Genomic DNA, 21,933 nt, shown 5'->3' with positions numbered 1-21,933 from the left:
ACCGACGAAGAAATGGTCCACCTGTGAGCGACACCCCCACCACCCCTGACCTCTCCGAGCAGGCGCTGGATACAGCAGCCGAGCAGGCGCTGGCAGCCTTCGCGCACTCCGCTGACTTAGCCGAGCTAGCCGAGGCACGCCGCGCACACCTCGGCGATGATGCCCCGCTGCCGCAGGCCCGCCGCGCGCTTGGCTCCATCCCGAAGGCCGAACGCAAAGACGCCGGGCGCAGGGTCAATATGGCCCGCGGCAAGGTGGAAAAAGCCTATAACCAACGCCACGCGGTGCTGGAAGAAGAAGAAAACGCCCGGCGCTTAGAAGCCGAGCGCATTGACGTCACCGTGGACACCACCCGCGGCCAGCGTGGCGGAATGCACCCCATCACCATCCTGTCCGAGCAGATCGCGGACATTTTCGTCGGCATGGGCTGGGAAGTCGCCGAAGGCCCCGAGGTGGAGGCCGAGTACTTCAACTTCGACGCCCTGAACTTCCTGCCGGACCACCCGGCCCGCACCCTGCAGGACACGTTCCATATCGCCCCCGAAGGCTCCCTGCAGGTGCTGCGTACGCATACCTCCCCGGTGCAGGTACGCACCATGCTCGAGCGGGAGCTGCCGATTTACGTCATCTGCCCGGGCCGTACTTTCCGCACCGATGAACTCGATGCCACGCACACCCCGGTCTTCCACCAGGTGGAGGGACTGGCCGTGGCTAAGGGCCTGACCATGGGTCACCTGCGCGGCACCCTGGACCACCTGGCTAAGGCCCTGTTCGGTCCGGAAACCCGCACCCGCATGCGTGCCAACTACTTCCCATTCACCGAACCCTCGGCCGAGGTGGATGTGTGGTTCGCCGATAAGAAGGGCGGCGCCGGCTGGATTGAGTGGGGTGGCTGCGGCATGGTCAACCCCAACGTGCTGCGCGCCGCTGGCATCGACCCCGAGGAATACTCCGGCTTCGCTTTCGGCATGGGCCTCGAACGCACCTTGCAGTTCCGCAATGGCCTGCCCGATATGCGCGACATGGTCGAAGGCGACGTGCGTTTTACTCAGCCCTTCGGCATCAGCGGCTAGCGGCCGCGCCCGATACCGGTACCACGAACTTTCTTCAGTACTAAAGGAACCCCTTTTATGTTCATTCCCCAGTCTTGGGTCACCGACATCGTCGCCGCCGCGCAGCCTGGTTGGTCCGTCAGCCCCGACGAACTCGACAGCGGCTTCGTCCGCGTCGGATTTGAAACCGAAGGACACGAACCACTGCCCGTCATTGACGGCCCCCTGGTCATTGGCCATGTTGATGCCATCGAGGAGCTTGAGGGCTTCAAGAAGCCCATCCGCTACTGCCAGGTCAGCGTCGGCAACGCCAATGAGACCGGCGAGCCGCAGAATATTATCTGTGGTGCCCGCAACTTCGCCGAGGGCGACACCGTCGTCGTTGCCCTGCCTGGCTGCGTACTGCCCGGCGGTTTCGCAATTTCGGCCCGCAAAACCTACGGCAAGGTCTCTGAAGGCATGATTTGCTCCGCCGCGGAGCTGGGCCTGACTGATTCCTCCAGCGGCATCATGACGCTGTCGGAGCAGGATCTTGCCGACGCCGCCGAGCGCGGGGTGCAGACCAGCCTCGGCGCTGATGCCCGCCCGGTACTTGGCCTTGACGACGAGGTCTTCGAGGTCAATATCACCCCAGACCGTGGCTACGCCCTGTCTGGCCGTGGTCTTGGCCGCGAGATCGCCTCCGCCTTCAACCTCGACTTCGTCGACCCCGCCGATATTGAGCCCATCGCCACCGACGGTGACACCATTGGTGTCGAACTGCGCCCGGAGACCGAGGCCACCCGCTTCGGCCTGCGCCGCGTTACCGGCGTGGATGCCAGCGCGCCCACCCCGTACTGGATGCAGCGTCGCCTGATGCTAGCCGGTCAGCGCTGCGTCAACCTGCCCACCGACATCACCAATTACGTGATGCTGCTGCTGGGCCAGCCGATGCACGCCTTCGACGCCGCTGCCATCACCGGTGACCTCACCGTGCGCCGCGCCGAGAAGGGGGAGAAGCTCACCACGCTTGACCACGTGGAACGCACCCTGGACCCCGAGGACGTCGTCATCTGTGATGAGTCGGGCATCCAGTCCCTGGCCGGGGTGATGGGCGGGCTGACCAGTGAGGTCTCCGAGACCACCACCGATGTGCTGCTCGAAGCCGCCAACTGGTCGCCGCTGTACACCTTCCGCACCGGCCGTCGGCACAAGCTGTCTTCGGAGGCGTCCCGACGCTTCGAGCGTGGCGTCGACCCGGCTCTGGTGGAACCCGCCCTGGACTTGGCCTGCCAGCTGCTGGCCACCTACGGCGGCGGCGAGATTGACTCTGGCCGCACCCTGGTAGGTGAGGTACCCACCCCGAAGCCGATCGATATGGCCGCCACGAAGCCCAGCAAGGTCGCCGGCGTGGAATACGCCGAAGCCACCGTTGTGGCGCGCCTGGAAGAGGTCGGCTGCACTGTGGAATCCACCGCCGGTGCGGTGCTCACCATCACCCCGCCGACGTGGCGCCCGGACCTGACCATGCCGGAGGACCTCGTCGAAGAGGTGCTTCGCCTGGAGGGGCTGGAGGATATCCCGGTTGTGCTGCCGGTTGCCCCGGCTGGCCGTGGCTTGTCGCCGCGCCAGCAATTGCGCCGCCGCGTGGGCCACGCCCTGGCCCACGCTGGGTACTTGGAGATCCTGCCGACCCCGTTTACCGCTAATGATGTCTTTGATTCCTGGGGTCTGGCTCAGGATGACCCGCGCCGCAATACGGTGAAGGTCATCAACCCGCTGGAGTCCGACCGTGCCCAGCTGGGCACCACGCTGCTGCCGGCGATGCTGGATTCACTGCGCCGCAATGTTGCCCGCGGCCAGGTTGACCTGGCGCTCTATGGTGTTGAGCAGGTCACCCACGCCCAGGGTGACGGGCGCAGCCCGATGTTGGATACCTCGGCGCGTCCTGCTGATTCCGAGGTTGATGCGCTCATCGCCTCCCTGCCGAAGCAGCCGCTGCATGTCGCCTCGGTGGCTTGTGGTCGTGTTGAGCTGGACACCCCGTGGGGCAAGGGCCGTGCCTACAGCGTCGCCGATGCTATTGATGCGGCGCGTATTGTCGGCCGCGCCGCCGGTGTGGAGCTGGAAATCTCTGCTGCTGAGGAGTTGCCGTGGCACCCGGGTCGGTGCGCGAAGTTCACTGTTGGTGACACCGTTGTGGGGTTTGCCGGCGAGTTGCATCCGCAGGTGTGTCGTGAGGCCAATCTGCCGGAGCGCACCTGCGCGATGGAATTGAACCTGGATGCGCTGCCCGTGGTGGAAAACCGCCCGGCGCCTAAGCTCAGCCCGTTCCCGGCTGTGCTGCAGGACGTGGCCCTGGTGGTGGCTGATGAGGTGCCGGCGGCTGCTGTGCAGCAGACCTTGGCTGAAGGTGCCGGTGAGCTGCTGGAGGATATCCGGATCTTCGATGTGTACCGGTCTGCGGCGTTGGGTGAGGGCCGGCGTTCGTTGACGTTCGCATTGCGGTTCCGCGCCCCGGATCGCACGTTGACTGAGGAAGAGGCCTCGCAGGCGCGTCGTAGTGCGGTGGAACTCGCAGCTGAGCGGCACCAGGCTGAACTACGCGGTTAGGGCGGTCCGGCCGCTAGCTGAGCTAGGGCAGTGGGCCTCCGACCCGCCACGGCAGTGAATATCTTGCATAACAATGAATAAGAGTGCTTGAATGGTCGGCATGACTATTTCAGTGGCAGTAGCTGGCGCAAGCGGTTATGCCGGCGGCGAGGTCCTCCGCCTCCTGCTGGCCCACCCGGCCTACCAGCGCGGCGAGCTCACCATCGGTGCGCTCACCGGCGCTAGCAACGCCGGGCAGCGCGTCGGCGACATCATGCCGCACCTTGCGCCGCTGGCTGACCGGGTCATCGAAGACACCACCGCCGAGGTCCTCGCCGGCCACGACGCTGTCTTCCTCGGCCTGCCACATGGCCATTCCGCAGCGATCGCACAGCAGCTTGCCGACGCCGGCAGCAGCCCGGCGATCCTCGACTGTGGCGCTGATTTCCGTCTGCAGGACGCAGGGGAGTGGGAGCACTATTACGGCTCCACCCACGCCGGCACGTGGACCTATGGCATCCCGGAGCTGCCCGATAACCGGGAACGTATCCGCACCAGCCGCACAATTGCGGTGCCCGGTTGTTTCCCGACTGGCGGCACAATTGCGGCCCTGCCGGCCCTTATTGATGGGTTGGTGGAACCCCAGCTCAGCATTGTTTCCATCACCGGAACATCTGGGGCAGGCAAAAAGCCGGCCGTCGGGCTGCTGGGCAGCGAAGTCATGGGCAACCTGCGTGCCTACAACACCTCCGGCAAGCACCGGCACACCGCCGAATTCCTGCAGAACCTCACCCCCTATGCCGCGGATTTAAGCGTGAGCTTCACCCCGGTGTTGGCCCCGACCTCCCGCGGTATTTTGACCGTACTTACCGCACCACTGGCCCAGGGCACCACCGCCGAATCCGCCCACGCGGCGTACACCACCTTCTACGCCGATGAGCCTTTCGTGCAGGTCCTAGCGCCTGGCAATCAGCCGCAAACCCAGTCTGTAGTCGGGTCCAATATGGTCCAACTGCAGGTCGAGGTGGATGAGCGCGCCGGCCGCCTGCTGGTCACCGGCGCCATCGATAACCTCACCAAGGGCACCGCCGGTGCTGCGGTGCAGTGCATGAACCTCATCCTCGGCCTGCCCGAGACCGACGGTTTGCCGATGGCGGGCGTGGCGCCCTAAACGTCGGCAAGCCCCACCCACCTTTAGTGATCGAGTAACGAGAGCCCCGATATGACTGATTCCACCACCAACCAGCAACCCACCGGCGTCACCGCCCCCAAGGGATTCCGTGCGGCTGGTGTGACCGCTGGTATCAAGGTCTCCGGTAACCCGGACCTCGCCCTGGTTGTCAACGACGGGCCAAGCAAGGCCGCAGCGGCCCTATTCACCCTGAACCGGGTGCAGGCAGCCCCGGTCATCGTCACCCGCGACAATATTTCCGATGGCCAGCTGCGTGCAGTACTGCTCAACTCCGGCAACGCCAATGCGTGCACAGGCAGCGCGGGCATCGCTGATGCCCTACAAAGCTGCAGCACCGTGGCCGAAGCACTCGACTTCGACCCCAGCGAAGTGGGGGTGGCATCTACTGGCCTCATCGGAGACCGCCTGCCAATGGATATCCTCCTTGGCGGCATCACCCCGCTCATCAGTGCGCTCGAGGACGACCAAGCAGGTGCCGACGCAGCCGCTGATGCGATCCGCACCACCGACCTGGTGCCCAAGCAAGCCGTCGCCCACGGCTCGGGCTACACCGTCGGCGCGATGGGCAAGGGCGTCGGCATGATCAGCCCCGCCCTGGCCACCATGCTTGTTGTCATCACCACCGATGCCGATGTCACCCCCGGCCAGGCCCATGAGGCACTGGCCCGGGCCACCGGCCTCACCTTCGACCGCCTCGATATCGACGGCTCGACCTCCACCAACGACACCTGCCTGATCATGGCCTCCGGTGCGTCCGGGGTGCAGCCCGACCAGGACGAATTCGACCGCGTGGTGCGCGAAGTCTGCGAAGACATCGCCGAACAGATGCAAAGCGACGCCGAAGGTGTGACCAAACGCGTTGCGATTACCGTGCGCGGCACCGGCGGCGAAGAGCAGGCCCTTACCGCCGCGCGCATCCTGGGCCGGGACAACCTGTTCAAATGCGCCATGTTCGGCTCGGACCCGAACTGGGGCCGGGTGCTGGCCGCAGTCGGCGTCGCCCCAGTCGAGATGGACCCGGACAATATCACCGTCACCTTCAACGGCCACACCGTGTGCGAACACACCTCCGGCACCCCTGATGCCCGCGACGTGGACCTGTCTGGCCGCGATATTCACGTTGAAGTTGACCTCGGTACCGGTGACGCCGGTGCGGCCACCATCCGCACCACGGACCTGTCGCACGAGTACGTGCACATCAACTCCGCGTACTCCAGCTAACCCACCGGCACCAAGGACGGCGACTTTTTATGACCGACAGCAATGACCAGGCAATCCCTGCATTAGACCTCACCGGCGACCTCACCCCGCGCCAACGCGCGCATGTGCTGGCCGAGGCGCTGCCCTGGCTGCAGCATTACCGCGACCGCATTGTGGTGGTGAAATACGGCGGCAATGCCATGACCGACGACTCCCTCAAGGCGGCATTCGCCCAAGACATGGTGTTCTTGCGCACTGTTGGCGTCAAGCCGGTGGTGGTGCACGGCGGTGGCCCGCAGATCTCTGCGATGCTGCGCCGGCTCGGCATGGACGGTGAATTCCGGGGTGGGTTCCGGGTGACCACCGAAGAGGTCATGGAAGTTGTCCGCATGGTGCTTTTCGGCCAGGTGGGCCGCGAGCTGGTTGGACTCATCAACCAGTACGGCCCCTATGCGGTGGGTACCTCCGGTGAGGACGGTGGCCTGTTCCACGCCGAGAAGCGCATGGTCAATGTTTCTGGGGTGCCCACTGATATCGGCTTCGTGGGCGATATCACCGCAGTGCGTGCCGACGGGCTGCTCGATTTGATTGATGCGGGCCGTATCCCGGTGGTCTCCACTATCGCCCCGGGCGCCAATGGCGAGGTCTACAACATCAACGCCGATACCGCAGCATCGGCGCTGGCCACCGCTTTGGACGCGGAGCGCCTGGTGGTGTTAACCAACGTGGAAGGCCTCTACACGGACTGGCCCAATAAGGACTCGTTGGTCTCCCGGATTTCGGTTTCGGCGCTGCGTAAGACACTGCCCACGCTTGATTCGGGCATGGTGCCGAAGATGGAGGCCTGCCTGCGTGCGGTTGATGCCGGGGTGAACGCGGCCCACGTGATCGATGGCCGGGTCGCCCATGCGGTGCTGCTGGAGCTGCTGACCTCTGGTGGTATCGGCACTATGGTGCTGCCCACCGAAGATTCGCCTGACCTGGGCCACCACGATGGCGGCACAGTTTTCCGCGTGCCCCGTTAGCCACGCGGTAGGAAATCGCCTACCCTGCAGTTCCCTTTTTCTTTTCACACTGTTGCCCAGTGGCACCACAGGAGGACCGTTATGACCGGTTTCGCACAGCGATATGGCTCGCTGATGATGAACAATTACGGCACGCCCCGCATTGAACTCGTCGGCGGCGAGGGTGCGTATGTCATCGATGCTGATGGCAAGCGCTACTTGGATATGCTCGCCGGCATTGCTGTCAATGCCGTCGGGTACAGCCACCCCAAGGTCGTTGAGGCCGTCTCCAAGCAGATCGGTGAGCTGGCGCATGTGTCCAATATCTTCGCCTCCGAGCCGCCGCTGCAGCTTGCTGAGAAGCTCGTCGAATACACCGGCTGGGATGCCGACGAGACCCGGGTGATGTTCTGCAACTCCGGCACCGAAGCTAATGAGGCCGCCTTCAAGCTGGCTCGCCTGACTGGGCGGCGCCGCATTATTGCCGCCCACCACGGCTTCCACGGCCGCACTATGGGTGCGCTAGCGATGACCGGCCAGCCCGATAAGCGCGCCCCCTTCGACCCGATGCCCGCTGGTGTGGAATTCGTGCCCTACGGCGATATTGACTTCCTCACCAAGACCATCGAGTCCGACCCGCTGCATACCGCCGCGGTCATCCTGGAGCCCATCCAGGGCGAAACCGGCGTTGTGATGCCGCCCGAGGGTTACTTCAAGCAGGTCCGGGAGCTGACGAAGCGCTATAACGTGATGCTCATCGTCGACGAGGTGCAGTCCGGCATTGGCCGCTCTGGTGCCTGGTTCGCCCACCAGCACGACGATATTGAGCCCGATGTGATGACCCTGGCTAAGGGCCTGGGCGGCGGGCTTCCCCTGGGGGCTGTCGTTGCCCGTGGTGAGGCCGCCAAGCTCTTCACACCCGGCTCCCACGGCACCACCTTCGGCGGCAACCCCGTCTGCTGTGCGGCTGGTCTTGCTGTGCTCGACGTGCTTGATAGCGAAGGCCTGGTCGATCGCGTGTCCTATATGGGCCGCGTTTTTGCCCGCAAGCTCGCCGCACAAAAGCACATCGACCATGTTCGCGGCCGTGGTTTCATGCTCGGCGCGGTCCTCGACGGGCCCCTGGCTAAGGGCGCGGTCGATGCTGGTTATGAGCGCGGCATCATCCTTAATGCCCCGCAGGCCAATGTTTTGCGCCTCGTGCCGCCGCTGACGCTAACCGACGCGGAAATGGACCAGGCCGTGCGCCTGATCTCCGAATGCCTCGACGACGCTGCCCGCGCCAACGAGACCCCCGCACAAAATTAAGCCCCACCAGGACCGCTTGTCCACCGACGAAGGAACCCACCATGGCCCGACATTTCCTCGCTGATGACGACCTGACTCCCGCCGAGCAGGCCGAAGTGCTCCAGCTGGCTGCCCAGCTCAAGCGGGAGCCGTACTCGCGAGACACCTTCGCGGGCCCGCAGTCGGTGGCGGTGCTGTTCGACAAGAACTCCACCCGCACCCGGTTTTCTTTCCACGCGGCCATCGCGGCGCTGGGTGGTAACCCGATTGTGGTGGACTCGGGCAGTTCCCAGATGGGCAAGGGGGAGACCTTCCAGGACACCGGTGCGGTGCTGTCCCGGTTTACCTCCACGATTGTGTGGCGCACCTTCGCCCATTCCAATCTTGAGCAGATGGCTGAGACCGCCACGGTCCCGATTATCAATGCCCTCTCCGATGATTTGCACCCCTGCCAGATTCTGGCGGATTTGCAGACCATCATCGAAAAGCTCTGCCCGCAGCAGGGGCCGGCTGGACTCAAGGGCCGCCACGCCGTGTACCTAGGTGATGGCAATAACAATATGGCGAACAGCTACCTCATTGGTTTCGCCACTGCTGGCCTGGATATCACCATCTGCGCCCCGGAGGGTTTCCAGCCGGAGCAGCGCTTCGTCGAACGCGCCCAAGCCGTCGGCAAGCACACCGGAGCCACGGTGGCGGTGACAGATAACACTGAGTGTGTGGCTGGCGCCGACGTGCTCATCACCGACACTTGGGTGTCGATGGGCATGGAGGATGATGGCCTGGACCGACGTACCCCGTTCCTGCCGTACCAGGTCAATGCGGAGCTTATGGCCAAGGCCGCCGACCACGCTATTTTCCTGCACTGCCTGCCGGCTTACCGAGGCAATGAGGTCACCGCGGAGGTTATTGACGGCCCCCAGTCGGTGGTTTTCGACGAGGCGGAAAATCGCCTGCACGCCCAGAAAGCCCTGATGGTGTGGCTGGCTGAGCATCAGGACAACCAGGGTGGTGCCGCATGACCACCGTGACGGGATCGCGCGCATCGCGTCAGGCCCGCATCGCTGACTTATTGGAGCGCCACACCATCACCAGCCAGGTGCAACTCATTGAGTTGCTTGCCGACGATGGCATCGACGTGGCCCAGGCAACACTGTCCCGCGACCTCGACGAGCTCGGCGCCCGGAAGGTACGCACCGCGGACGGGGCTAGCCGCTACAGCGTGGATATCGATGGCGCCGCTGTTGGTGTCGCCGGCGGCGGGGGAGCGATGACCCGGATGCGCAGGGTGATTGATGAACTGCTGATCAGTGCCGACGCGTCCGGCCAGATCGCGGTGCTGCGCACTCCACCTGGGGCGGCGCAGTACCTGGCCGGGATCATTGACCGGGCGGGACTGGCGGAAATCGCCGGCACAATCGCCGGTGATGACACCATCATGTGCCTGGCCCGAGAACCCCTCACCGGCGCACAACTGGCCGAACGCCTGGCACGTCCAGACGGGCAGTAGAATTGGCCCCCGAATCACGGGGCCAGAGCACTCGTACCGAAAAACTTCCCGCACCCACCAGTGCGGAAAACCCAATACAAGGAGAACACCTCATGACCGATCGCGTGATCCTCGCCTACTCCGGCGGCCTCGATACCTCTGTTGCCATCGAGTGGATGAAGCAGGAAACCGGAGCCGAGGTTGTTGCCGTGTCCATCGACGTTGGACAGGGCGGCGAAGACCTCGAAACCATCCGCCAGCGTGCCCTGGACTGCGGCGCGGTCGAGTCCGTTGTCGTCGATGCCCGCGATGAGTTCGCTGAGGACTACTGCCTGCCGGCGATTAAGGCCAATGGCCTCTACATGAAGCAGTACCCCCTGGTTTCTGCGCTGTCGCGCCCGCTGATTGTCAAGCACATGGCCCAGGCCGCTGCCGAGCACGGCGGCACCCACGTCGCCCACGGCTGCACCGGTAAGGGCAATGACCAGGTCCGCTTCGAGGTTGGTTTCGCCAACACCGCCCCGGATCTCAAGATCATCGCCCCGGCCCGCGACTACGCCTGGACCCGCGATAAGGCGATCGCGTTCGCCGAGAAGAACGACCTGCCCATTGAGCAGTCGAAGTCCTCGCCGTTCTCCATTGACCAGAACCTCTTCGGCCGTGCCATTGAAACCGGCTACCTCGAGGACCTGTGGAACGCCCCGACCAAGGACGTCTTCGCCTACACCGAGGACCCCACCTTGAACTTCTCCACCCCGGATGAGGTCATCATCTCCTTCGAAGACGGTGTGCCCACCGCCATTGATGGCCAGAAGATGTCCATGCTGCAGATCATCGAAGAGATGAACCGCCGCGCCGGCGCCCAGGGCGTGGGCCGCCTCGACATGGTTGAGGACCGCCTGGTGGGCATTAAGTCCCGCGAGATCTACGAAGCCCCCGGCGCCATCGCCCTCATCACCGCCCACGAGGGCCTCGAAGACGTCACCGTGGAGCGCGAGCTGGCCCGCCACAAGCGCGGCGTCGAAGGCAAGTGGTCCGAGCTGGTCTACGACGGCCTGTGGTACTCCCCGCTCAAGCGCGCCCTGGACGTGTTCATTGACGAGACCCAGAAGAACGTCTCCGGTGATGTCCGCATGGTCATGCACGGCGGTAATTGCTGGGTCAATGGTCGCCGTTCCTCGAAGTCGCTGTACGACTTCAACCTGGCCACCTACGACGAGGGCGACACCTTCGACCAGACTCTGGCCCGCGGTTTCGTGGAGCTGCACGGCCTGTCCTCGAAGATCGCCGCCAAGCGCGACTTCAACCTCTAAGTCGCACCCCGCGCACCGCACCCGTTTAGCCCAAGGAGCAGCACATTATGGCAGTCGAGCAGCACGGCACCAATGAAGGGTCCCTGTGGGGTGGTCGCTTCGCCGGCGGCCCTACCGAGGCCATGGCCGCCCTGTCGAAGTCCACGCATTTCGACTGGGTGCTCGCACCCTATGATGTGCTGGCCTCTAAGGCACATGCCCGGGTGCTGCACGCCCGTGGTCTGCTTTCCGACGAGGATTTCGACACCATGCTGGCCGGGCTGGATCAGCTAGGTGCCGACGTTGCTTCCGGTGCCTTCGGGCCCGAGGAAGCCGACGAGGATGTCCACGGTGCGATGGAGCGCGGTCTGATTGACCGGGTCGGCCCGGAGGTGGGTGGCCGCCTGCGCGCCGGTCGTTCCCGGAATGACCAGGTTGCTACGTTGTTCCGGATGTGGGTGCGTGATGCCATCCGCGGTATCGCCGGTGGCGTGGTGGAGCTTGTCGACGCCCTGGCCGCCCAGGCCGAGGCCCACCCGGGGGCCATCATGCCCGGTAAAACCCACTTCCAGGCCGCCCAGCCGGTGCTGCTGGGCCACCAGCTGTTGGCGCATGCGCACCCGCTGCTGCGCGATATTGACCGTTTGCAGGACTTGGACCGCCGCCTGGCGGTGAGCCCTTATGGCTCCGGTGCCCTGGCTGGTTCGTCGTTGCACCTGGACCCGGAAGCTATTGCCGCCGAACTGGGCTTCGACAGCGCCGCCGATAATTCCATTGACGCGACCAGCTCCCGTGACTTCGCAGCCGAAGCTGCTTATGTGTTGGCCCAGATCGCGGTGGACATGTCGCGTCTGGCTGAGGAGATCATCGCCTGGTCCACGCCGGAATTCGGCTATGTCACGCTTGCCGACGAGTGGTCTACCGGTTCGTCGATCATGCCGCAGAAGAAGAACCCGGACGTTGCCGAGCTGACCCGCGGTAAGACCGGACGTCTGATCGGCAATGTCGCCGGACTACTGGCTACTCTGAAGGCCCAGCCGCTGGCTTATAACCGTGACTTGCAGGAAGACAAGGAGCCCATTGTGGATTCCGTCGAGCAACTCACCCTGCTGCTGCCGGCCCTGACCGGCCTGGTCGCCACTTTGACTTTCCATGAGGACCGGATGCGTGAGATCGCCCCGGCCGGCTACACCCTGGCCACCGACTTGGCCGAGTGGTTGGTGCGCGAAGGAGTGCCGTTCCGAGTGGCACACGAGGCCTCGGGGCAGTGCGTGCGCATCGCTGAATCCCGTGGTGTGGGTCTCGATGAGCTCACCGACGACGAACTCGCTGGCGTGCACGAAGCGCTGACCCCGAAGGTGCGCGATGTGCTCACCGTCGATGGTGCGGTGGCTTCCCGTGACACCCGTGGCGGCACCGCCGGAGTGCGTGTGGCCGAGCAGCTGGGCCGCGTGAAAGAATCCGCTGCCACGGCGCGCGAGTGGGCAACTACGCCGGTTCGCGGCGAGTAGCTGGATAGGATTAACCCCATGAGCCTCGACCCGACCTTGCTGGAAATCCTGGCCTGCCCCCGCGACCGGGGTCCGCTGGAATACCGTGAGCAGGACCAGGTGCTGGTTAACCCGCGCCTGAATATCGCCTACCGCATTGACGACGGTATCCCCGTGCTGCTGCCGGATGAAGCGATCGATTGGTCCTAACGGCTACGTGACGTCGACCCCGGTGCCGCAGTACCGGGCGACCAGTCGTGGGGGCTTTCCGATAGGCCAGGCGTGGTTGGTCAGCGTTTAATCGCGCTGATCCACGAGTTCTCGGATCTCCTCGTCAGCGATATAGATATTGCCGCCAGCTTCTCGGAATTCCCGGGATTTTTGGGCCATCCCCGCCTCGGCGTCCCCGATGGTTGCCGCAGATTCGGTGAAGTCTTCAGACATATCTGGGGCGCCGATTCCAGGCATCCCCAGATCTGCGCCGAAGGTATCGCGGATATCTTGGCTGATTCGCATGGAGCAGAATTTCGGCCCACACATGGAACAAAAATGAGCTGTTTTCGCCGGTTCGGCAGGCAGTGTTTCATCGTGGTAGGCCTGGGCGGTTTCTGGGTCTAGCGATAGCGCGAATTGATCGTGCCAGCGGAACTCAAACCGGGCCTTGCTCATCGCGTCGTCCCAGTCTTTGGCACCAGGGTGCCCCTTGGCGACGTCGGCGGCATGTGCAGCGATTTTGTACGTAATCACACCGGTTTTCACATCGTCCTTATTGGGCAGCCCCAGGTGTTCTTTCGGGGTGACGTAACACAGCATTGCTGTGCCGCCCATGGCGATATTTGCCGCCCCGATAGCAGAGGTGATGTGGTCATAACCAGGTGCGATATCAGTTGTTAGGGGGCCAAGGGTGTAGAACGGTGCGTCACTGCACCACTGCTGTTCTTTCTCATTATTGATCTGCACCATATTCAGTGGCACATGGCCAGGGCCTTCTACCATCACCTGGACGTCGTATTCCCACGCCCGTCGGGTGAGCTCGCCGATGGTCTTTAGTTCGGCGAATTGCGCAGCATCGTTGGCGTCGGCAATAGATCCCGGGCGTAGTCCATCGCCTAATGAGAAGGCCACATCGTAGGCGGCGAAGATCTCACATAATTCGTCGTAGTTCTCGTAGAGGAAGGACTCCTTGTGGTGCGCTAGGCACCATCCCGCCATGATCGATCCGCCACGGGAGACAATCCCGGTTACCCGCCGGGTGGTCAACGGGACAAAAGGCAGCCGAACTCCGGCGTGCACAGTCATATAGTCCACGCCCTGTTCGCATTGCTCTATGACGGTGTCCCGGAACACTTCCCACGTCAGATCTTCTGCGACGCCATTGACCTTCTCTAATGCCTGGTAAATCGGCACTGTTCCGATAGGTACCGGTGAGTTTCGGATGACCCATTCCCGCGTGGTGTGAATATCGTTACCGGTGGACAGATCCATGACGGTATCTGCACCCCAGCGTGTGGCCCAGCGCAGCTTATCGACTTCTTCCCGGATGGAGGAGGTCACCGCCGAATTTCCGATATTGGCGTTAATCTTGGTCAAGAAGGCATTACCGATGATCATCGGTTCGGATTCCGGGTGATTGATGTTATTCGGGATGATCGCCCGGCCGGCAGCTAGTTCTGAGCGCACTTTTTCTACATCACAGTGCTCCCGCAGCGCGACGAACTCCATCTCCGATGTGACCTCACCTCTACGGGCGTAGTGCATCTGGGTGACGCGCTTGCCTGCGCGAGCACGCAGTGGTGCACGACGAGTGCCCCGCCACTCTTCGCTGGCAGCGCCGCGTTTTACCGCCCGATTTCCATCGTCGAGAAGGTTGCGGTTGCGGCCGGGGTATTCCTCGACGTCGCCACGCTGCATGATCCAATCCGAGCGCAGCCCCGGCAGGCCTTCGGTGGGGTCCACCGCGGGGCCTCGGGTGCGGTAGACCTTCAGCGGTTCATTTGGCCCGGTGGGGGAATCATCAAGTTCGATGGCGGTTTCGGGAACCGTGAAACCGTTGCGTTCAATGGGGGCAAAACTGTGCTTGGGGTGGATTTCCTGAGCGTATTCGTCCACGGCGAAATTCTCCTGACACTTCCTTCGCTGGTGCTAACCAGACAGGTTCTAACGGTTTATGCGCAGGCTTCAGCGCAGGTCTCAGCTTGTTGCCACAAGCTCCCGTGTTCGGCTGCAAAAGAGTATAGTCCGTCGGCTGAGCCACGGCTGTGTTGGGTCGAATATGGCCGGGACGTCACATGGGCTCTGGGGGCTGAACAGCGGTGCGGCGACTGTTCTTCGGGGGCAGGTGTGTGGGCAGTTCCAGCGGAGGTGAACGTAGGGGAGTATGCGGCCTCAGCGACTATGGTCCTGCTAAGACGGGATGCCCACCTCACTTCGCAAGAACGCGCACGGCGCGGCACATCAGGCAGCTGTGGCGTGGGCTTATTGCTCAGTCGACCGACCTTGACGCACTCCGAGAGGAAGCGGCGGCCGGCCAGGTGACCGCTTATGTTGGCTTCGACCCGACGGCGGATTCGTTGCACGCTGGCCACTTGGTGCCGCTGGTGATGCTGAAGCGTTTCCAAGAGATGGGCCATCGCCCTATTGCTGTTGCAGGTGGCGCTACTGGCATGATCGGTGACCCTCGCGACGTCGGCGAGCGTTCCATGCTTACCGACGAGGAGGCCGAGGCCAATGTCGCCGCTATCAAGAAGCAGCTCGAGCGATTTATCGAGTTCGATGAGGGGCGTGGGACGCCATTCCGCAGGCGGCATTTCGGCTGGCCCGCGTGTGGGACTGCAGAAAACTTCGGCACGACCCTGGGGGTTCTGGTTAGCCGATGAGCAGGTATCTAACTACCGGGCGCATCAGCGGGGCGACGGGAAGACCTAGCACCGCCAAGAACGCTAAACGTCACTCTGCTACGTACCAGATCGAGGAATCTATCTGTTTACCAAGCTCAAAACACTATGGCCAGCAGCTCGATCGATCCCAGCAAGATTAATCGTCACCACTTTAAGTGGCCGTTATGCCTCCGGGACCCGTCGAAAACGTTCTGGATACCGCTCATAGTGTTTTACTTATTTTATAGCAAAACATATAATTCATCAACCCGCGTGCTGTGAGAACTTACTGCGGGGTGAACTGAACGCGAATGGTGTGCGGATTCCGTTTATTTTACTCGTCATCCCACCCAACCAACTGTCAGCATCTTCGATCGGGCCGAAAAACCCCAGTCCGCCGCCACTCGTCGATGACTATGCTTCATTGCCTTAAATAACGACGTCACAGCAGCATTGACATAGCTGACCCGCGGTCGGGTAAACGACTACTCAATTCTATGAGTCTGATGCATGGCAGCTATAGCCGAACTCTTTTTGGCCGACCCCTTTCTCGGAATGCAAAACGAAGACCGGACGGTCGATGTCAGAGATGATCTCCTCAAGCATTCACGCTGCCGCCTACGGGTGCTCACTGCCACGCACTGCGCAATCAACGATCTTCTGCGCCACTGAGATGTACCGGGTTTTGTGGAGGCTGAATTCGTGACTGCGAGCTATGTCCATTGGCGCAACCATCAGCGGCGACATAGCCAGCTTAGAGATCACAGTCCTGAGGTTTACGAGGCGGTTTAACGTGCCGACGAAGGCTTATAGGTACCTACCAAGCACCAATTACAGCTAACCTGCTTCCCTTAAAATCAGGACCGATCTGCGGCATTTGTTACCGGGGATCGATCACCTCACTGTTCGGCAACCACAGCAAGTCCGGCCGGACACCGACAAGCGTCACCACTCCAGTAGTAGGAAGCTTTTTGTTGTTGGGGACCTCGACAACTCGGACAGCGGGGTGGCATGTGGTTAACAGCTGCATAAAGTTTTCACACAAGGTCACTAATTGCGTGAAGTCCACTTCCTGTGGGCAATCGGCAGTGGTGTAGATGACGATACTGCCATGATCTATCCCCACGCCCAGCCACGACCCCGTCTGTGTCTGCGGTGCTGACCGTAGTGCTAGGCAGACGATTCCACTAGCCAGCGCTAGCGGCCACTGGTATGTCGGCCCTACTGCTAGACAGGTTGCCGCCAACTGCTGCTCCCACTGCTTGGCCCAGCTGTCGGTTGCCGATAGGCCAAAGTCATATTGGGGTTGCGAATTGCTAAAAATGATAAAAGGCAACCAGCTGACGGCAGTGGGATCTTCTGAGAGTGACGCATCCACAACATCAAAAGATCCGGTACCAGAAGCATATTCCAATGCCTGATTGAGGGCATTAAGTTTGGTATCGGTGCCATAGTTCGCCTGGCTCAGCCATACTCGCCGATCGGCCCATTGTGGAGCCACCCCACGACGTGTGATCGATGGCCGATGAGCATATGACGCTACCCCGGGGTTGCGCGCAGTATTAACCGGTCCCTGAAGTAAGGAGTAGGCAAACCAACGCAAATACGGATGCACGCGCCCGAACATGGAGTCATCACCAAGCTGGTCACATTTGATGCCATACGACGGCAGGCTCGGTGTGACAATAGAGGAACCACCGATTCGGCGAAAATCAGCTGAGTCGTTATGAAATTCCAGTAAACGCCACTGCTTAGTGGTCCCGAATAAGATGTCATCACCATGCGTGTGTTTGGCCAACGTCGGCTGTGATATAGCACCAGTAGGGCAAGAGGTTTCATCTGGATTAACAGATAGCCATACCAGCGAGCCCACCACCCCTTCGGCTACGTGCAAAGTGTTATCCGGGATAGTTGCGAGAGTATTGTCCCACCGCAAGACCGGTCGGGTGAGGCCCAACTCGTCGGCAAACCACATCACCCGGTTGCAAAGTTCTTCCAAGCGGGCAGCGTCGTAGACAGGATCATCTCGGCCCGCCACCAGGGTAATCGGTCCCCCTAATGTGTCCTGACGATATGCTAGGCGACCTCCGCGAGAGTCTTTCCAGCCGCGTAGGCTCATGTGGATTAGCCCGAAAGCTTCTAAGTCCGGGTAGGGGACTACCCACTGGCTAAGAAATCTCAGTTGTTTCGCCCACTGTTGGCACCGCGCGGGCGAATACAACTCTTTGCCTAGTCTCTCCGGGGTGTTATCGATGACGACAAAGGGCTCCCACTCGGCGGCAGCGGTATCTGTTAAAAACCTACTTTGGTAAAGCTGGCACTCGCCAGATTCTCTAAATGGTTTTTCTCGCTGGTCTGCCGACAAGAGTAGATAGGTAAACCAAGAGGAAAACTCTTTCGCATACTGGATGGCATCGAGAATGTCCCGGCCGGGGTGTTTGGCCCAGGCCTGTACTGATACCGGAAAGGTTTGTCCGGCCAGGTGGTGCTTTGGATCGGTAACGGGGCGTATCCCGAGGACTTCGCCACCACTAGTAATGCCTTTAGCACCCATCCATCCAGCGATCCCCATCCACTGAGCATATGCGAGACAAGGATTGCCAACTGTCGTCATCTATCCGCGCTCCTAAACCGGTTCGCACGTCAGCGTTTGAATATTATAGGCTCTGTCAGCAGCATCCCAATGGTCGAGAACATCAACGTCCACAACACTTCGCCAACTCACTGGTTCGTTCGTATCGTTGCAACTTGCGCGAGCAACTGCTCGATTACCTCTTCCCGTACCTGGCGGCAAGACACGGGAATCGCTATCTTGTTTCACCCAAATACCTCGGCCAGTCTTCTTGTTGCCATAGAAAGCGTACAGCTCAACACGAACCGTTGCATCACTATACCCACAAGGATCATCTTTCCTGTGCGATAGCCTCCAAGATCCATGAGCCGAAACCTCACCCCAAGATAGATGCGGATTTTCTGCCACTGTAATGGGACGGCAAAGTCCCCAGCTACGCTCTTTATTTACGTTCTCTGAAGGGGTAATTGAGGGGAAAGACTCGTTATCGGGAGCGATCATAGGTTCAAAACCAGGGGGCAGCTCCGACAAAGATGAAATCTCGGATGGCGCAAGTGAACCATCGGCGGTTTCAGTGGTTAATATTTGAGCCGAAGCTGGAAACGTCGCCTGAGTGGAAAATAATGTAGAGACACAAACCAAAAACGTGGTTACACTGCGCCGTGACATCGTTACACCACTCCCTTCGTAGGTATTTATGTTTTGTTGTAAACCGTCAACCCCGAAGTCTCAAGTTCAAACCTTGTGAGCTGTCTATCGCTCGTTATCAGGCTGTATCAGATGGCAACCGATCGTCACGTCGGCATGACGCCGCTAGGGGTTTCGAGGAAATTGTGAGTTTACTCTCTGGACGAATAGAAACTGCTGTCGTTGTTCTGGGATTTGTTGCGCCACTGTACCATTCCCAATTCCGGATGCGCAACACCTACAATAGAATCTGTACTTGTCTTGATTAGAGCCGGTTTCTCCATTCATCTCCAAGTCGGTACCGAAAGCGTCTCGGAATTCCTGGCTATTCCGTATCGCACAGAATCCGAGGCCACACGGAGAAACAATGAGTAGTTTCTGCTTTTTCGGTGCGCAGAATTTCGTCACGATAGGCCTGGGCGGTACCGGATCGGGGGAAAAAATTTGATGACGCAAACGGAATTCGAACCGGGCCTTATTCATCGCGTTGTCTTATTCTTTAGCTCCAGGATGCCTCTTAGCGGCGTCGGCTGCATGATTTGCGATTTTCCATAGCTATGCGAATTTTCACATCATCTTTCATCGGTAACCCCGGGTGCTCTACGGCGTCAGGTATCACAACATCGATGTATCGCCCCGCCGCCCCGATAGCGGAGGAGATGTGGTCATAACCGGGCGCGATTTCAGTCGTGAGCGGGCCGAAAGGGTAAAACTACGCGCCGGCACACCTCTGCTGTTCTTTGTCATTATTTTCTGGACCATATTCAAGGACACACGATCAAATTCAAGGGCTTCGAACTCCATCTTCCGCCCTATCTCACCCCGGTGCGTGTCGTGCATCTGGGTCACGCGCTTGCCCTCCCAGGTACGCAGAGGCGCACGTCGTGTGCCCTGCCACTCTTAGCTGACGCACCGCGTTTCACCGCGCAGTTCCCATTATCGAAAAGCTTGCGGTTGTGGCCACCGTATTCGGCTACATCCCCGCGTTGGTCGATTCATTTCGTACGCACACCTGGTAGCCCTTGCGTGGGGTTCACAGCGGGACCCCGGGTGCGGTGGGCCTTCACGGGCGCATTGGGCGGGGTGGGGGCATCGTGGGCAATGGCAGCCTCCGGGACCGAGAAACCCTTGTGCTCGATCGGGGGCGGCGCAGGAAAATGGGCCGATAATCGGCACCATGATGACTAGTTCTAGCGTGGCGAGATGTCGGCTACTACCGGTGCGTGGGGCCAAGCGATCGTAGGGCTTGCAGCGGAGGTTAACGTAAGACGGAACGATGCTTCACTCACCATAAGGTCGCGGCAACGGGTAGAGAGCTCGCAATCATGGTTAGGTGGGTCCTTTCTCATCGATACCGTGGAGCAGGGCGACCGACGGCCAACACGAACAGATGCAGTGTCTGGCAGCATCATTACCGGTATCAACCACAGACGATAAACAACGAAGAGAAGCGAAAACAGCCGTGAACAATAATCCGGAAAACATCATCGATGAATTGCTGTGGCGTGGGCTTATTGCTCAGTCGACCGACCTTGACGCACTCCGAGAGGAAGCGGCGGCCGGCCAGGTGACCGCTTATGTTGGCTTCGACCCGACGGCGGATTCGTTGCACGCTGGCCACTTGGTGCCGCTGGTGATGCTGAAGCGTTTCCAAGAGATGGGCCATCGCCCTATTGCTGTTGCAGGTGGCGCTACTGGCATGATCGGTGACCCTCGCGACGTCGGCGAGCGTTCCATGCTTACCGACGAGGAGGCCGAGGCCAATGTTGCCGCTATCAAGAAGCAGCTCGAGCGATTTATCGAGTTCGATGAGGGGCGTGGCCTGCTGGTCAATAACGCAGACTGGACTCTGCAGATGTCGGTCATCGATTTTCTGCGTGACCTAGGCAAGAACTTCTCGATCAACACCATGCTGGATCGGGAGACGGTCAAGCGCCGCCTAGATAACGATGGCATGTCCTACACCGAGTTCTCGTACATGCTGCTGCAGGCCAATGACTTCGTGCACCTGCGCCGCGAGTACAACTGCACGCTGCAGATCGGTGGCTCCGACCAGTGGGGCAATATCGTCTCCGGTGTTGACCTCAACCGCCGCCTCGATGGTGAACGTGTGCACGGCCTGACCGTGCCGCTAGTGACCGATGCGGAAGGCAAGAAGTTCGGTAAGTCCACCGGTGGTGGAAAGTTGTGGCTTGATCCTGAACTGACCAGCCCGTACGCCTGGTACCAGTACTTCGTCAACGCTGGCGACACCGTTGTCATTGACTACCTCAAATGGTTCACGTTCCTGACTCAGGACGAAATTGCTGAATACGAGGAAGCTGTCGCCGAGCGCCCGTTTAAGCGCGAAGCGCAGAAGCGCCTGGCCCAGGAAATGACCGACCTGGTGCACGGTGTGGAGGCCCGCAAGGCTGTGGAGCTCGCCGCGCAGGCCCTATTCGGCCGTGGTGAACTCACCGATCTTGATGAGAAAACCCTGGCAGCTGCCGTGACCGAGACCTCTGGCGGTGAGATTGTCGATATCGCGGCCGACGAGCCGCGCACTATTGTCGACCTGCTTATTGCCTCCGGCTTGGCTGAGTCGAAGGGGGCGGCGCGGCGCACCATCAAGGAAGGCGGCGCCTACGCCAATAACGAGCGCGTCTCCGATGCTGAATGGGAGCCTGGCGAGGATGATCTGCTGCACGGCAGCTGGTTGGTGCTGCGCCGCGGCAAGAAGAACTTCGCGGGTGTACGCCTGCTGAAGTAGGTGGGCTCTAGCTCATTAACGCGAGGATTACCTGGCTAACTGCCCAGTTAGTCCTCGCTTTTGCGTATTTCAGCGCGGTTGAACGAACGGGGCGCATGCCGTGGCTGCGGGGAGTGGCCAGTGCAGCGGATATCGCAGGTGACCGGTATTGGATTGAGCTGCATGAGTCGCGAGCAATAAAGCGTTCATAGTGCAGTTGTGGCAACGAGATTTAAGCCCCATACGCTGGGGATTTGGTGTGGTGTGGCGTGTGTGTGTAGTGTTTCCGGAGTCAGCGAGACAGACAGCCGGTGGCCGAGAGGTTACGGATTGTTGGTTTTGCTGGTGTGGGGGAGAGCGAGAAAATTTTTTTCGGTGGTTGATTTGACTGCTGTGGAGAAGATGTTCTAAGCTTTCCTGTTGCTGCTGAAAAACGGCCTGTGGTGGTTGTTGGTCAGTGTGCGCGTGTTGTGTGAGAACTCGATAGTGTGCC

Annotated in this window: 15 protein-coding genes, 2 pseudogenes and 1 riboswitch; of the genes and pseudogenes, 14 read left to right on the top strand and 3 right to left on the bottom strand. The window is 61.0% G+C overall.

Features of this window, described 5'->3' with window-relative positions:
* The first annotated feature begins 23 nt into the window (after positions 1 to 23).
* The 11 genes from pheS (at position 24) to KRX51_RS09345 (ending at position 12,787) form a co-directional block, all read left to right on the top strand.
* Entirely contained in the window at positions 24 to 1,073 is a 1,050-nt protein-coding gene (pheS, locus tag KRX51_RS09395; RefSeq protein ID WP_218362896.1) for a phenylalanine--tRNA ligase subunit alpha, read from the top strand.
* Positions 1,074 to 1,130: 57 nt separating this feature from the next.
* Entirely contained in the window at positions 1,131 to 3,644 is a 2,514-nt protein-coding gene (pheT, locus tag KRX51_RS09390; RefSeq protein WP_218362895.1) for a phenylalanine--tRNA ligase subunit beta, read from the top strand.
* A 100-nt stretch (positions 3,645 to 3,744) separates the two neighbouring features.
* Complete coding sequence (argC, locus tag KRX51_RS09385; protein WP_218362894.1) at positions 3,745 to 4,794, top strand: N-acetyl-gamma-glutamyl-phosphate reductase; 1,050 nt, start codon at positions 3,745 to 3,747, stop codon at positions 4,792 to 4,794.
* Between the two features lie 51 nt (positions 4,795 to 4,845).
* Complete coding sequence (gene argJ / locus KRX51_RS09380) at positions 4,846 to 6,036, top strand: bifunctional glutamate N-acetyltransferase/amino-acid acetyltransferase ArgJ (RefSeq protein ID WP_218362893.1); 1,191 nt, start codon at positions 4,846 to 4,848, stop codon at positions 6,034 to 6,036.
* A gap of 29 nt (positions 6,037 to 6,065) precedes the next feature.
* Complete coding sequence (gene argB / locus KRX51_RS09375; RefSeq protein ID WP_218362892.1) at positions 6,066 to 7,040, top strand: acetylglutamate kinase; 975 nt, start codon at positions 6,066 to 6,068, stop codon at positions 7,038 to 7,040.
* Between the two features lie 81 nt (positions 7,041 to 7,121).
* Entirely contained in the window at positions 7,122 to 8,327 is a 1,206-nt protein-coding gene (locus KRX51_RS09370) for an acetylornithine transaminase (RefSeq protein WP_218362891.1), read from the top strand.
* Positions 8,328 to 8,368: 41 nt separating this feature from the next.
* Positions 8,369 to 9,328 (top strand): ornithine carbamoyltransferase, encoded by a 960-nt coding sequence (argF, locus tag KRX51_RS09365; protein ID WP_218362890.1) that lies wholly within the window; start codon positions 8,369 to 8,371, stop codon positions 9,326 to 9,328.
* Positions 9,325 to 9,816: an arginine repressor gene (locus KRX51_RS09360; protein WP_218362889.1), complete on the top strand. Its 492-nt coding sequence runs from the start codon at positions 9,325 to 9,327 to the stop codon at positions 9,814 to 9,816. Before argF ends, KRX51_RS09360 begins: the two co-directional genes overlap by 4 nt.
* A gap of 92 nt (positions 9,817 to 9,908) precedes the next feature.
* Positions 9,909 to 11,108: an argininosuccinate synthase gene (locus KRX51_RS09355; protein ID WP_218362888.1), complete on the top strand. Its 1,200-nt coding sequence runs from the start codon at positions 9,909 to 9,911 to the stop codon at positions 11,106 to 11,108.
* A gap of 47 nt (positions 11,109 to 11,155) precedes the next feature.
* Entirely contained in the window at positions 11,156 to 12,598 is a 1,443-nt protein-coding gene (gene argH / locus KRX51_RS09350) for an argininosuccinate lyase (RefSeq protein ID WP_218362887.1), read from the top strand.
* A gap of 18 nt (positions 12,599 to 12,616) precedes the next feature.
* Positions 12,617 to 12,787 (top strand): Trm112 family protein, encoded by a 171-nt coding sequence (locus tag KRX51_RS09345; RefSeq protein ID WP_218362886.1) that lies wholly within the window; start codon positions 12,617 to 12,619, stop codon positions 12,785 to 12,787.
* 87 nt (positions 12,788 to 12,874) lie between these two features.
* On the opposite strand, the gene thiC is transcribed toward KRX51_RS09345, so the two are convergent.
* Complete coding sequence (gene thiC, locus KRX51_RS09340; protein ID WP_218362885.1) at positions 12,875 to 14,686, bottom strand: phosphomethylpyrimidine synthase ThiC; 1,812 nt, start codon at positions 14,684 to 14,686, stop codon at positions 12,875 to 12,877.
* 2 nt (positions 14,687 to 14,688) lie between these two features.
* A riboswitch (TPP riboswitch) is annotated at positions 14,689 to 14,802 on the bottom strand.
* Positions 14,803 to 15,030: 228 nt separating this feature from the next.
* Here thiC and KRX51_RS09335 point away from each other — a divergent pair.
* Both KRX51_RS09335 and KRX51_RS10385 read left to right on the top strand, forming a co-directional pair.
* A pseudogene (locus tag KRX51_RS09335) lies at positions 15,031 to 15,360 on the top strand (tyrosine--tRNA ligase); the annotation flags it as partial.
* 780 nt (positions 15,361 to 16,140) lie between these two features.
* A complete protein-coding gene (locus KRX51_RS10385; RefSeq protein WP_370625091.1) occupies positions 16,141 to 16,245 on the top strand; it encodes an IS3 family transposase in 105 nt (34 codons plus the stop codon).
* Positions 16,246 to 16,333: 88 nt separating this feature from the next.
* Here KRX51_RS10385 and KRX51_RS09330 read toward each other — a convergent pair whose 3' ends face one another.
* Positions 16,334 to 18,067: a hypothetical protein gene (locus tag KRX51_RS09330; RefSeq protein WP_218362884.1), complete on the bottom strand. Its 1,734-nt coding sequence runs from the start codon at positions 18,065 to 18,067 to the stop codon at positions 16,334 to 16,336.
* Positions 18,068 to 19,229: 1,162 nt separating this feature from the next.
* Positions 19,230 to 19,412 (bottom strand): annotated as a pseudogene (locus tag KRX51_RS10380) (phosphomethylpyrimidine synthase ThiC); the annotation flags it as partial.
* Between the two features lie 762 nt (positions 19,413 to 20,174).
* Here KRX51_RS10380 and tyrS point away from each other — a divergent pair.
* Entirely contained in the window at positions 20,175 to 21,461 is a 1,287-nt protein-coding gene (tyrS, locus tag KRX51_RS09320) for a tyrosine--tRNA ligase (protein WP_370625090.1), read from the top strand.
* Positions 21,462 to 21,933: the final 472 nt, after the last annotated feature.

It is taken from the genome of Corynebacterium sp. TAE3-ERU12 (genome assembly GCF_019209905.1).
Classification (GTDB): domain Bacteria; phylum Actinomycetota; class Actinomycetes; order Mycobacteriales; family Mycobacteriaceae; genus Corynebacterium.
This window is presented reverse-complemented; position numbering and strand designations above follow the sequence as displayed.